The sequence below is a fragment of the Streptomyces sp. NPDC093544 genome (assembly GCF_040683495.1).
Lineage (GTDB): Bacteria > Actinomycetota > Actinomycetes > Streptomycetales > Streptomycetaceae > Streptomyces.
Map to the genome: position 1 here is coordinate 92,800 of NZ_JBFBEA010000002.1, position 13,150 is coordinate 105,949.

The 13,150-nt window shown below is 69.1% G+C and carries 11 protein-coding genes; 10 read left to right on the forward strand and 1 reads right to left on the reverse strand.

The genetic code is table 11. From position 1 onward, the window contains the following. The 4 genes from AB0N66_RS02735 (at window position 1) to AB0N66_RS02750 (ending at window position 3,103) form a co-directional block, all read left to right on the forward strand. Window positions 1-720 (forward strand): YggS family pyridoxal phosphate-dependent enzyme, encoded by a 720-nt coding sequence (locus tag AB0N66_RS02735; protein ID WP_365427554.1) that lies wholly within the window; start codon window positions 1-3, stop codon window positions 718-720. A 130-nt stretch (window positions 721-850) separates the two neighbouring features. Further along, the gene (sepF, locus tag AB0N66_RS02740; protein WP_365427557.1) at window positions 851-1,492 is read left to right on the forward strand and encodes a cell division protein SepF; all 642 of its coding nucleotides are present in this window, start codon (window positions 851-853) and stop codon (window positions 1,490-1,492) included. Between the two features lie 62 nt (window positions 1,493-1,554). Beyond that, complete coding sequence (locus AB0N66_RS02745; protein ID WP_028803186.1) at window positions 1,555-1,839, forward strand: YggT family protein; 285 nt, start codon at window positions 1,555-1,557, stop codon at window positions 1,837-1,839. A 46-nt stretch (window positions 1,840-1,885) separates the two neighbouring features. After that, window positions 1,886-3,103, forward strand: coding sequence for a DivIVA domain-containing protein (locus AB0N66_RS02750; RefSeq protein WP_365427560.1), 1,218 nt, complete (start codon window positions 1,886-1,888; stop codon window positions 3,101-3,103). Between the two features lie 362 nt (window positions 3,104-3,465). Here AB0N66_RS02750 and ileS read toward each other — a convergent pair whose 3' ends face one another. Continuing rightward, the gene (gene ileS, locus AB0N66_RS02755; RefSeq protein ID WP_365427563.1) at window positions 3,466-6,603 is read right to left on the reverse strand and encodes an isoleucine--tRNA ligase; all 3,138 of its coding nucleotides are present in this window, start codon (window positions 6,601-6,603) and stop codon (window positions 3,466-3,468) included. Window positions 6,604-7,209: 606 nt separating this feature from the next. Here ileS and AB0N66_RS02760 point away from each other — a divergent pair. The 6 genes from AB0N66_RS02760 (at window position 7,210) to AB0N66_RS02785 (ending at window position 13,145) form a co-directional block, all read left to right on the forward strand. Continuing rightward, complete coding sequence (locus AB0N66_RS02760) at window positions 7,210-8,268, forward strand: TraR/DksA C4-type zinc finger protein (RefSeq protein ID WP_365427565.1); 1,059 nt, start codon at window positions 7,210-7,212, stop codon at window positions 8,266-8,268. 88 nt (window positions 8,269-8,356) lie between these two features. Beyond that, window positions 8,357-9,088: a signal peptidase II gene (gene lspA, locus AB0N66_RS02765; RefSeq protein WP_365427568.1), complete on the forward strand. Its 732-nt coding sequence runs from the start codon at window positions 8,357-8,359 to the stop codon at window positions 9,086-9,088. Window positions 9,089-9,176: 88 nt separating this feature from the next. Next, window positions 9,177-10,121, forward strand: a complete 945-nt coding sequence (locus tag AB0N66_RS02770; RefSeq protein WP_365427571.1) for an RluA family pseudouridine synthase — start codon at window positions 9,177-9,179, stop codon at window positions 10,119-10,121. Continuing rightward, window positions 10,118-10,588 carry a GNAT family N-acetyltransferase gene (locus tag AB0N66_RS02775; RefSeq protein WP_365427574.1) on the forward strand — a complete coding sequence of 157 codons (471 nt, stop codon included), beginning with the start codon at window positions 10,118-10,120 and terminating at the stop codon, window positions 10,586-10,588. The genes AB0N66_RS02770 and AB0N66_RS02775 overlap by 4 nt, the downstream gene beginning before the upstream one ends. A 104-nt stretch (window positions 10,589-10,692) precedes the next feature. Beyond that, window positions 10,693-12,279, forward strand: coding sequence for a Na+/H+ antiporter (locus AB0N66_RS02780; protein ID WP_365427577.1), 1,587 nt, complete (start codon window positions 10,693-10,695; stop codon window positions 12,277-12,279). 125 nt (window positions 12,280-12,404) lie between these two features. After that, a complete protein-coding gene (locus tag AB0N66_RS02785; RefSeq protein ID WP_365427580.1) occupies window positions 12,405-13,145 on the forward strand; it encodes an SDR family oxidoreductase in 741 nt (246 codons plus the stop codon). Window positions 13,146-13,150 lie beyond the last annotated feature (5 nt).

Genomic DNA, 13,150 nt, shown 5'->3' on the forward strand with positions numbered 1-13,150 from the left:
ATGACGGACCGCAAGGATCAACTCGCCGGAAATCTGGCGAAAGTGGAGAATCGCATCGCGGCGGCGTGCGCGGTCGCCGGGCGCAAGCGTGAAGAAGTGACCCTGATCGTGGTCACCAAGACCTACCCCGCCAGTGATGTGCGGATCCTGTCCGAACTCGGTGTGCGTCATGTGGCCGAGAACCGGGATCAGGACGCGGCACCCAAGGCGGCGGAATGTTCCGACCTGCCTCTCTCCTGGCATTTTGTCGGTCAGTTGCAGACCAACAAGGTGCGTTCCGTGCTCGGTTACGCGGATCTCGTGCAGTCCGTCGATCGCTCCAAACTCGTCACCGCGCTGTCGAAGGAGGCGGTGCGGACGGAGCGCGAGGTGGGGTGTCTCATCCAGGTCGCGCTGGACGCGGAGGAGAGCGGCCGGGGGGAGCGGGGAGGCGTGGGGGTCGGCGGAATCGGGGAGTTGGGCGACCTGGTCGCCGGGGCTCCGGGGCTCCGTCTCGACGGGCTGATGACCGTCGCGCCGCTCACCGGACCCTATGCCGGACGCCAACAGGCGGCGTTCGAGCGGCTGATGGATTTGTCGACTGCTATGCGCCGCACCCATCCGGCTGCGAACATGGTCTCGGCAGGTATGAGTACGGACCTCGAACAAGCCGTGGCGGCCGGAGCGACACATGTACGCGTCGGTACTGCGGTACTCGGAGTCCGACCCAGGCTCGGGTAACGTCGCCAAGAAGTCGGACCACAGCAGAAAATATGGTCATTACCGCCGATGGGCGGGCATAACGACCTCGTGGATCGCGGGCACTTGGCAACTCGTCAGCCGATCCACCACAGAGCGGAGGACTCAGAGCATGGCCGGCGCGATGCGCAAGATGGCGGTCTACCTCGGCCTCGTGGAGGACGATGGGTACGACGGCAGGGGCTTCGACCCCGATGACGACTTCGAGCCCGAGCTTGACCCGGAGCCCGAGCGGGACCGTCGGCGGCATGAGCCGCCGCACCAGTCACACCAGGCGCATCAGTCCCAACGGGACGAATCGGTACGAGTGGTACATCCTCCCGCGCAGCGCGAGTCGGTGCCGCATTCCTCTTCGCTGACCGCGGAATCCGGGCGTCCTGCACGAATCGCCCCCGTGGCATCCATCACACAAGAACGTCAAAGCATGGAGAAGAACGCCCCGGTGATCATGCCCAAGGTCGTGTCCGAGCGGGAGCCTTACCGGATCACCACATTGCACCCCCGGACCTACAACGAGGCCCGTACCATCGGGGAACACTTCCGTGAGGGCACCCCGGTGATCATGAATCTGACTGAGATGGATGACACAGATGCGAAGCGACTTGTCGACTTTGCGGCCGGTTTGGTGTTTGGTCTCCACGGCAGCATCGAGCGGGTGACGCAGAAGGTGTTCCTGTTGTCGCCTGCTAACGTCGATGTCACGGCGGAGGACAAGGCCCGTATCGCAGAGGGCGGGTTCTTCAACCAGAGCTGAGACGCAGGACCGGAGTCAAGGTACGGAAACGTACGGAAACAGGGGAGAGGGAAGCACGGATCATGAGCGTGGTCGGGCAGGTTCTCTACATCGCGCTGATGTGTTTCCTCATCGTGCTGATCTTCCGGTTGGTCATGGACTACGTCTTCCAGTTCGCCCGCTCATGGCAGCCCGGCAAGGCGATGGTGGTCGTTCTGGAGGCCACCTACACTGTCACTGATCCACCGCTCAAGCTTCTGCGGCGGTTCATTCCGCCGCTGCGTCTCGGGGGCGTGGCGCTCGACCTGTCCTTCTTCGTACTGATGATCATCGTCTACATCCTGATCTCCGTCGTGAGCCGGCTGTGAACGATACGGTCTTGCCGAATGCCGACGACTACGTTGAGGTGAAGAGATGCCGTTGACCCCCGAGGACGTGCGGAACAAGCAGTTCACGACCGTCCGCCTCCGAGAAGGCTATGACGAGGACGAGGTCGATGCCTTCCTCGATGAGGTCGAAGCCGAACTGACCCGCTTGCTCCGCGAGAACGAGGACCTGCGCGCCAAGTTGGCGGCGGCCACGCGCGCGGCTGCGCAGAACCAGCAGCAGGGCATGCGTAAGCCGCCCGAACAGCAGGACCAGCAGCAGGGTCCGCCGCAGGGCATGCGCGGTCCGGGTGGCCCCGTGCCCGCCGGCATATCGGGCCCGCCGCAGCAGCAGATGGGTGGCCCCATGGGCGGCCCGCCCCAGCTGCCCAGCGGTGCGCCGCAGCTGCCCGCCGGGCCCAGTGGCCAGGGTGGTCCGCAGGGTCAGGGTCCGATGGGACAGGGCCCGATGGGTCAGGGACCCATGGGCCAGGGGCCGATGGGACAAGGCCAGATGGGACAGGGCCCGATGGGTCAGGGTCCCGGTCAGCAGATGCAGCAGCACCCCGGCCAGATGCAGCCGCAGATGCAGCAGCAGATGGGTGGCCCGATGGGCGGACCCATGGGTGGTCCCATGGGCGGTCACGGTCCGCAGATGGGGCAGCCCGGTCAGGGCCCCGGCGGCGACAGCGCCGCTCGTGTGCTCTCGCTGGCCCAGCAGACCGCCGACCAGGCGATCGCCGAGGCCCGTTCCGAAGCCAACAAGATCGTCGGCGAGGCCCGCAGCCGTGCCGAGGGCCTGGAGCGCGACGCGCGCGCCAAGGCCGACGCGCTGGAGCGGGACGCCCAGGAGAAGCACCGCGTCGCGATGGGCTCCCTGGAGTCCGCCCGTGCCACGCTGGAGCGCAAGGTCGAGGATCTGCGCGGCTTCGAGCGTGAGTACCGGACCCGGCTGAAGTCCTACCTCGAGTCCCAGCTGCGTCAGCTGGAGACCCAGGCCGATGACTCGCTGGCTCCGCCGCGGACTCCGGCGGCTGCGTCGCTGCCGTCGCCTTCCGCGCCCTCCATGGCTCCGGCCGGTGCGAGTGCGCCGTCCTACGGACAGATGGGCGGTCCGGCTCCGGCTCCGCCGTCCTACGGTGGGCAGCAGCAGATGACGCCGGCGATGACTCAGCCGATGGCGCCGGTGCGGCCGCAGGGGCCGTCGCCGATGCAGCAGGCTCCCTCGCCGATGCGTGGGTTCCTCATCGACGAGGACGACAACTGACGGCCTGCGGTACGCCTTAGGAGGCGTCGGCAGCGTTCAGGGCGGGGCCCCCGGTTTCGGGGGCCTCGCCCTTTTGTGCGGGCGTGATGTCGAAGGCCCGGGACCACCATGATGCTGGTGGTCCCGGGCCTTCTTGTTTGTGCGCGTTGTGGGGGTGGGCGTGGGGGGTGTTCGCCCCCTCCGCCCCTACCCGTCCCTTGCTCCTGGGGGCCGCCGCCCCCAGACCCCCGCTTTCGGCCTGAGCGGCCTCGTCCTCAAACGCCGGACGGGCTGAAACTGGCTGGCCGAGGGATTGGGAGGGCCTGGGCTCGGCCTCGGACGCCGGACGGGCTGAAGGGGTTCAGTCCGTCCAGCGGTCGGTGTTACGCCTTGCGGAGGCGGAACGTCAGGGACAGGGGCTCGTCGGTGAACGGGGTGCCGTAGGTGTCGTCCGCCTCGCCCTGGGTGAAGTCCGTGGCGAGGACTTCGTCGGCGATGAGGGAGGAGTGCTCGGCGAGCGCCGCGATGACCTTCGGGTCCGTGGAGGTCCAGCGGAGCGCGATGCGGTCGGCCACGTCGAGGCCGCTGTTCTTGCGGGCCTCCTGGATCAGCCGGATCGCGTCACGGGCGAGGCCCGCCTGGCGCAGTTCCTCGGTGATCTCCAGGTCGAGGGCGACGGTCGCGCCGGAGTCGGACGCCACCGACCAGCCCTCGCGTGGGGTCTCTGTGATGATCACCTCATCCGGGGCCAGCGTCACCGTCTCACCGTCGACCTCGACCGAGGCCGTCCCCGCACGCAGGGCGAGGGAGAGGGCGGCGGCATCGGCTTCCGCGACGGCCTTCGCCACCGCCTGGACGCCCTTGCCGAAACGCTTGCCCAGGGCGCGGAAGTTCGCCTTGGCCGTGGTGTCGACCAGTGAGCCGCCCACTTCGCTCAGCGAGGCCAGCGAGCTCACGTTCAGCTCTTCGGTGATCTGCGCGTGCAGCTCGTGGTCCAGCGTCTCGAAGCCCGTCGCCGCGACCAGCGCGCGGGACAGCGGCTGACGGGTCTTGACGCCCGACTCCGCGCGCGTGGCGCGGCCCAGCTCCACGAGACGGCGTACGAGCATCATCTGCCTGGACAGTTCCGGGTCGATGACGGACAGGTCCGCCTCCGGCCAGGAGGACAGGTGTACGGACTCGGGGGCGCCCGGCGTGACCGGCACCATCAGGTCCTGCCAGACCCGCTCGGTGATGAACGGGGTCAGCGGGGCCATCAGGCGCGTGACCGTCTCGATGACCTCGTGCAGGGTGCGCAGCGCCGCCTTGTCGCCCTGCCAGAAGCGGCGACGGGAGCGGCGTACATACCAGTTGGACAGGTCGTCGACGAACGCCGACAGGAGCTTTCCGGCGCGCTGGGTGTCGTACGCCTCCAGGGCCTGTGTCACCTGGTCGGTGAGCGCGTGGAGTTCGGAGAGGAGCCAGCGGTCGAGGACCGGGCGGTCGGCCGGGGCCGGATCCGCCTCGCTGGGTGCCCAGCCGGACGTCCGTGCGTACAGGGCCTGGAAGGCGACCGTGTTCCAGTACGTGAGGAGCGTCTTGCGGACGACCTCCTGGATGGTGCCGTGGCCCACGCGGCGTGCCGCCCACGGGGAGCCACCGGCCGCCATGAACCAGCGCACCGCGTCCGCGCCGTGCCGGTCCATCAGCGGGATCGGGTCCAGGGTGTTGCCCAGGTGCTTGGACATCTTGCGGCCGTCCTCGGCGAGGATGTGGCCCAGGCAGACCACGTTCTCGTACGACGACTTGTCGAAGACCAGGGTGCCGACGGCCATCAGCGTGTAGAACCAGCCGCGGGTCTGGTCGATGGCCTCGGAGATGAACTGCGCCGGGTAGCGGGACTCGAACAGTTCCTTGTTCTTGTGCGGGTAGCCCCACTGCGCGAACGGCATCGAACCCGAGTCGTACCAGGCGTCGATGACCTCCGGCACGCGCGTGGCGGTCTCGGCGCACTGGGGGCACGGGAACGTGACCGCGTCGATGAACGGGCGGTGCGGGTCGAGATCCGACTGGTCGGTGCCGGTCAGCTCGGTCAGCTCCGCGCGGGAGCCCACGACCGTGAGGTGATCCTCCGTGCAGCGCCAGATCGGCAGCGGGGTGCCCCAGTAGCGGCTGCGGGACAGCGCCCAGTCGATGTTGTTGTTCAGCCAGTCGCCGTACCGGCCGTGCTTGACGGTGTCCGGGAACCAGTTGGTGTTCTCGTTCTCCTGGAGGAGGCGGTCCTTGACGGCCGTGGTGCGGATGTACCAGGAAGGCTGCGCGTAGTAGAGGAGCGCGGTGTGGCAGCGCCAGCAGTGCGGGTAACTGTGCTCGTACGGCACGTGCTTGAAGAGCAGCCCGCGGTCCTTGAGGTCCTCGGTGAGCTTTTCGTCCGCCTTCTTGAAGAAGACACCGCCTACCAGCGGCACATCCTCGGCGAACGTGCCGTTCGGACGGACCGGGTTCACCACCGGCAACCCGTACGCGCGGCAGACCTTGAGGTCGTCCTCACCGAAAGCGGGGGACTGGTGGACCAGACCCGTACCGTCCTCGGTCGTCACGTACTCGGCGTTCACCACGTAGTGGGCGGGCTCCGGGAACTCGACGAGCTCGAACGGACGTTGATACGTCCAGCGCTCCATCTCGGCGCCGGTGAAGGTCTCGCCGGTGGTCTCCCAGCCCTCGCCGAGCGCCTTGGCGAGCAGCGGCTCGGCGACGACGAGCTGCTCCTCGCCGTCGGTCGCGACGACGTAGGTGACCTCGGGGTGTGCGGCGACCGCGGTGTTGGAGACCAGCGTCCAGGGGGTCGTCGTCCAGACCAGGAGCGCGGCGCGGCCGGCCAGCGGACCGGAGGTGAGCGGGAAACGGACGTACACGGAGGGGTCGACGATGGTCTCGTAGCCCTGCGCCAGCTCGTGGTCGGACAGGCCCGTCTGGTCGCGCGGGCACCAGGGGGCGACACGGTAGTCCTGGACCAGCAGGCCCTTGTTGAAGATCTCCTTGAGCGACCACCAGACCGACTCGATGTACTCGGGGTCCATCGTGCGGTACGCGTCGTCGAGGTCGGTCCAGTACCCCATGCGGGTCGTGAGCTCGGAGAAGGCGTCGGTATGGCGGGTCACGGACTCGCGGCACTTGGCGTTGAACTCGGCGATGCCGTACGCCTCGATGTCCTGCTTGTCGGTGAAGCCGAGCTCCTTCTCGACCGCCAGCTCCACCGGGAGCCCATGACAGTCCCAGCCGGCCTTGCGGCCCACGTGGTAGCCGCGCATGGTGCGGAAGCGCGGGAAGACGTCCTTGAAGACGCGCGCCTCGATGTGGTGGGCGCCCGGCATGCCGTTGGCCGTGGGCGGGCCCTCGTAGAACACCCACTCGGGGCGGCCCTCGGACTGGTCCAGGGTCTTGGCGAAGATCTTCTGCTCGCGCCACAAGTCGAGCACGGCGTGCTCAAGGGCGGGCAGGTCGACCTGGGCGGGCACCTGGCGGTACGTCGGCGCTGTCATCAGCGAGCTTCCTCCAACGGACTTGCTGCCTTCCGTCGGAGGGACGAGAGCCTGTGCGGCTGCCTAGCAGCCGCTGCGGACGCCGTGTGCGGCGCGCTCCCGCGGTACCACCCTCCTTGGCCCTCCGATGCCCTGTGCGCACCGATGAGCCCCCTCATTGGGGTCGCGATACCGGGTCTACTGGCCTTGGCGGCTGGGCTGAGGCTTTCTTCCGGCGGCTCCGGGGTGATCTTCGCGTCGCGCTCGCCCCCGGGCTTCCACCGCCCCCGGGTCGCTCCTGGCCGCTTACGCCGCTACTCGTCCCCATCCACGCTTCTCGCTCCGCCCAGTGTACGGCGCCGCGAGGACAGTGCCCGACCGGTTTTCCGGGGTGGCCCGGTGGCCTGCGAAGTGACCCGAATGGCGAGGTGCCGACGTCCGGATCCTGGGACGCCGGACTCGGCGGATTACCGGGCGGGGAGCTGGGCACAACGCTTGCAGGCTTGTCGTGCGGGACCCGCGGGGCGGGCGAATCGCTGGTGTGCCCCGTTGCCGTGGCCCGGAAGTCGATTTATCGTCCCAGCACGATTCGCGAGCAATATCACAATATGTGAAGGGGCCGCGGCCATGGTGGCGAAGAAGACCGCCGTACAGCAGTCGGCGTCCGGCAGATCCACGGGTCCGGCGGCCAAGGACGTGAGTGGGAAGAAGAGCGCGCAGGGAGCACCGGCGGAGGGCGGGACCGCCGCCGCCAAGCCGGTGAAGAACGCTTCCAAGAGGACCGCCAGGGCGTCCGGGGCATCCGAGGCGCCCGAAGCGCCCGAAGCGCCCGAAGCGGCAACAGGGAAGGCGAAGACGGCTGCTTCGAAGGGGTCCGTTTCGAAGACGGCTGCTTCGAAGACGGCTGCTTCGAGGACGGCGGTCAAGAAGGCTTCGGCCAAGAAGACCACCGCCAAGAAGGCGGTGGCCACAAAGACGGCGGCCAAAAAGGTCGTCGGGAAGAAGGCCGCGGTGGCGGAGGCCGTTCCGGAGGAGTCGGCGCCGGCGAAGGACGGTACGACGTCTACGAAGGGCGGTACGACGAAGAGGGCCGGTGCGAAGCGCGCGGCCAAGAAGAGCAGCAGCAGTGCGGCGAAGAAGGCGGTCGCGTCCGCGGCCCAGGGCGCGGCCCAGGCCGCGAAGACGACGGGAGCCACGACGGTGGTTGCGAAGAAGACTCCTGGAACGGCCACGGCGGCGAAGAAGCCCGGCGCGGTCCCCAAGGCACGGGTCTCCGCGGTGGTGGAGCCCGGCGGACTCGCGGTGCGCCCCGGCGAGGACCCCTGGACCCCGGAAGAGGTCGCGGAGGCACGCGCGGAGCTCCAGTCGGAGGCGTTGCGGCTGAGCTCCGAGATCTCGTCGTCCGAGGAAGCGCTCGCGGGCCTGATGCGGGACTCCGGGGACGGCGCGGGCGACGATCAGGCGGACACCGGCACGAAGAACATCACGCGCGAGTCCGAGATGGCGCTCAACGCCAACGCGCGCGAGATGCTGGAGCAGACCGAGCGGGCCCTGGAGCGCCTCGAGGCGGGTACGTACGGACTCTGCGAGAACTGTGGCAACCCCATCGGCAAGGCACGGATGCAGGCTTTCCCGCGCGCCACCCTGTGTGTCGAGTGCAAGCAGAAGCAGGAGCGCCGCTACTGATCGGCGCGGGAGGGCTCCTGAGCACGTGGGCGCCAGAGGGTGTGTCGTACCCTCGTCCTCAGTCAGGAACCTAGGTTGAGGGACTCACGTGGCAGAGGCGGAGCGCATCATCGGTACGCCGGACATCCCAGGTGCGGCGGGGTCCGGGCCGGAGCAGTCCGACGAGAACGCGGCGTCGGGCGACCGGTCCGGCTCGGACGAGTCGGCCCCGGACGGGCGCTCCGACGTGGACGGGACCGGGGTCCCGGCCGAGCGGTCCGGCGTGGACGGGAACAGGGCACCTGCCGAGGGGTCCGATGCGGACGAGAGCGGGGTCCCGGCCGGGCGGCCGAAGGGCAAGCGGAAGATCGCCGTCCTGTTCACGGTCGCAGCCCTGGCGTACGTCCTGGACCTCGTCAGCAAGATGATCGTGGTCGCGAAGCTGGAGCACCACGACTCGATCGAGATCATCGGGGACTGGCTGAAGTTCGAGGCGATCCGTAACGCGGGCGCGGCCTTCGGTCTAGGTGAGGCCTTCACCATCATTTTCACGGTGATCGCGGCGGCCGTGATCGTGGTGATCGCCCGGCTCGCGCGCAAGCTGTACAGCCTGCCCTGGGCGATCGCGCTCGGCCTGCTGCTGGGCGGCGCGCTCGGGAACCTGACCGACCGGATCTTCCGCTCGCCCGGCGTCTTCGAGGGAGCGGTCGTCGACTTCATCGCGCCCAAGCACTTCGCGGTCTTCAACCTGGCCGACTCGGCGATCGTCTGCGGCGGCATCCTGATCGTGCTGCTGTCCTTCCGTGGCCTCGACCCGGACGGGACCGTCCACAAGGATTGAGCGCGCGGTCGGCGTACGGAGCCGCTCACGGGCACTGATGTTCGGGCTGTGGTCGGGTGATGTCGGACCCGTCCGGCATACTCGACGGGTGAGCACCGTTCCCGAGATCCGCAACCTGCCCGTGCCCGACGGCCTGGAGGGCGAGCGCGTCGACGCCGCCATCTCCCGCATGTTCGGCTTCTCCCGCACGAAGGCCGCCGAGCTGGCCGCGGCGGGGAAGGTCACGGTCGACGGCTCGGTGGTCGGCAAGTCCGAGCGGGTGCACGGTGGCGCCTGGCTGGAAGTGGAGATGCCGCAGGCTCCCGCGCCCGTGCAGATCGTCGCCGAGCCGGTCGAGGGCATGGAGATCATTCATGACGACGACGACATCGTCGTGATCATGAAGCCGGTCGGTGTCGCCGCGCACCCGAGCCCCGGGTGGACCGGGACCACCGTCATCGGCGGCCTCGCCGCCGCGGGCTACCGGATCTCGACCTCCGGTGCCGCCGAGCGCCAGGGCATCGTGCACCGGCTCGACGTCGGCACCTCGGGCCTGATGGCCGTGGCCAAGTCGGAGCGCGCGTACACCTCGCTGAAGCGCCAGTTCAAGGAGCGCGTCGTCGACAAGCGGTACCACTCGCTGGTCCAGGGCCATCCGGACCCGATGAGCGGCACGATCGACGCCCCGATCGGGCGCCACCCGAACCACGACTACAAGTGGGCTGTGACAGCGGAGGGCAAGCCGTCGGTCACGCACTACGACCTCATCGAGGCGTTCCGCTCCGCCAGCCTCCTCGACATCAAGCTGGAGACGGGGCGCACGCATCAGATCCGCGTCCACATGGCCGCCCACCGGCACCCCTGCGTCGGCGACCTGACGTACGGCGCGGACCCGACGCTCGCCAAGCGGCTCGGACTCACCCGGCAGTGGCTGCACGCGGTGCGGCTCGGCTTCGAGCACCCCGGTGACGGCCAGTGGGTGGAGTTCGAGAGCGGCTACCCCGAGGACCTGCAGCAAGCGCTCGACAAGGTCCGTGAGGAGAGCTACGCGTGAGTGCCTCCTACGACGAGGTGCGGGTCGCCGAGGACGCCCTTGACCGCGAGGCGTGTTTCGCGGTGCGCAAGGAGGTCTTCGTCGGCGAGCAGGGTGTGCCCGAGGACATCGAGTACGACGCGTACGACGACGTGGCGCTGCATGTGCTGGCCGTTCGCGCGGACGGGGTGCCGCTCGGTACCGGACGCATCCTGTACGGCGAAGCCGCCGCCGCGAAGACCGACGGTGACCTGACGGTCGGATCGCTCGGGCGGCTCGCCGTGACGCAGGAGAAGCGCGGGCTCGGCGTCGGCGCCGCGCTCGTACGCGCCATCGAGGACGCGGCACGCGCGCGTGGACTGGCCGCGGTGGATCTGCACGCGCAGACGCATGCCCTCGGTTTCTACGAGCGGCTCGGGTACGTGGCGTACGGTGCGGAGTTCCCGGACGCCGGGATCGCGCACCGGGCGATGCGCAAAACGCTCTGAGGCGAGGCCGAGAGGCTGTCGCCGACGGTTTGTCGTAGGCGCGTGGCACGCTTGGGGTCTGGATCTTCCCTGATCGCCCAGACCACCCCGCCGGAGCGTTGACCGTGGATCAGTTGGCCCTGTTGTTCGCGCTGTTGCTCGGGGCCGTGCTGAGCGTCCCCCTGGGGGACCGGCTGGGGCTGCCCGCGCCGGTGCTGATGACGCTTCTCGGGATCGTCCTCGCCGTGCTCGACTTCGTGCCCAATGTGGACATCCCGCCGGACCTGATCCTGCCCGCGCTGCTGCCCCCACTGCTCTACGCCTCCGTGCGGCGCACGTCATGGAGACAGTTCGCGGCCAACAAACGACCGATCTTCCTGCTGGCCGTGGCGCTGGTGTTCGTCACCACCGCGGCGGTGGCCACGGTCGCCAGCGCGATCGTGCCCGGGCTGCCGATCGCCGCCGCCGTCGCGCTCGGCGCCCTCGTGGCGCCGCCCGACCCGGTCGCGGCGACCGCCGTCGCGGGACAACTCGGGCTGCCGCGACGACTGGTGTCGACCCTGGAGGGCGAGGGTCTCTTCAACGACGTGACGGCCATCGTGCTGTACCACGTCGCGATCGCCGCGGCTGTCAGCGGGACCTTCTCGCCCTGGCGGGCCGGCCTCGACTTCGTGCTGTCCGCCGTCATCGCGCTCGCCGTGGGGTTTGCCCTCGGCTGGGGCACGAACAAGCTGATGGGCCTGCTCGACGACGCCACGCTGCACGTCGGTCTGACCCTGCTCGTGCCGTTCGCCTCCTACGTGCTGGCCGAGGAGCTGCACGGGTCCGGAGTGCTCGCGGTGCTCGTGACGGCGCTGTTCCTCGCGGAGTACGCCACCGATGCCGACGACGTCATGATCCGGCTCGCCGGGCAGTCGTTCTGGGATGTGGTGGACACCCTGGTCACCGGCGTCGCGTTCGGGCTGATCGGACTCGAACTGCACAACGCGATCAGGACGGCGTCCGGGCGGTGGGGGGAGATGCTCGGGTGGGCCGCGGCCATCGTCGCCGTCGTCGTGTTCGTACGCCTCGCGTGGCTGTTGCCGGCGACCTGGCTGACGCGAAGACTGCACGCCAAGCGGGACTACGACGAGGACATCCCGATCTCTTGGCGGGAGACCGTCGTGATGTGGTGGGCGGGGATGCGAGGGGTTGCCTCCGTGGCCCTCGCACTGGCGATTCCGCTGAAGACGGACAACGGGTCGGATTTCCCCGACCGGGACGAGATCGTGTTCATCGCCTTCGGGGTGATCATGGCGACGCTCGTACTGCAGGGGCTGACGCTGCCCTGGATCGTCAAGAGGCTCGGCGTGCAGTCCGACACCAAGGCCGAGAAGGCCTTCGAGAGAGAGCTCGCGGTGCGGGCGGCGAAGGCCGCGCGGGGGAGGCTGAGGGAGATCGAGGCGGTGGAGGAGCTGCCGGACGAGGTGTCCGAACAGTTGCGGCGGCGGGCGCTCGACATCGGGCTGCGGATCAGCCCGGACCTGAGTGAGGGGGAGCGGCGGGAGGGGCATGAGCAGCGGGTCCGGCGGGTCAAGAGATTCCGCCGGATTCAGGGCGAGATGATGAGTGCGGCTCGGCACGAGGTGTTGTCCGCGCGGAGTGAGCCGGGGGCGGACCCGGAGATCGTGGACCGGGTGCTGCGGCATCTGGATGTGCGGAGCCTGCGGTGACACGGCGTTGGGCTTGAGCGGGTTCTCTCCCACCCGCGCACCGCCTGCTTCTGCCTCTATGACAAGTGCGTGTCTCCTGTGGGGGATCCGCGCCGCCCGCGGCTGCCGGTTCGTACGATCGGATCATGGCGCGCAACGTGGTGATCAGTGGTGGCGGTACGGGAATTGGGCTCGCGGCCGCGCAGGCGTTCGCCTCGGACGGGGACCGGGTGCTGTTGCTCGGGCGACGGGCGGAGGTGCTGGAGAAGGCCGGGGTGCCGGGGGCGCTCAGCTTCGCGGCCGACCTGGGTGATCCGCGCGAAGTGCGCGGCGTCGCCGAGTTCGTGGCCGCCGAGTTCGGCACCGTGGACGTACTGATCCACAGTGCCGGTGGCAACGGGAGTCTGGAACCCGGGGTCGAGAGTGAAGACCCGCTCGAAGCCGTCGCGCACAACTGGACCGTCAATTTCCGGCTGAACACGCTGACCGCGGTGCTGCTCACCGAGGCCCTGCGGGAGCGGCTGGCCTCGCCCGGCGGACGGGTGCTGTTCCTCAGTTCCATCGCCGCCTACCGGGGTTCCGGGAGCGGAGCGTACGCGGCGTCGAAGGCCGCGTTGCACCCGTACGCCTTCGATCTGGCACGGGAGTCGGGGCCACGCGGGATCACCGTGAACGTGGTGGCGCCCGGCTATGTCGAGGACACCGGGTTCTTCGGCGGGGAGATCGAGCAGGCGCGGCGGGAGCGGATCGTCGGGGAGACCTCGACGGGGCGTGCGGGTACTCCCGGGGACATCGCCGCGACGCTGCACTGGCTGGCGTCGCCGGGCGCCGGACATGTCACCGCGCAGGTCGTCCAGGTCAACGGGGGTGCGGAGCGCGGGCATTGAACCCC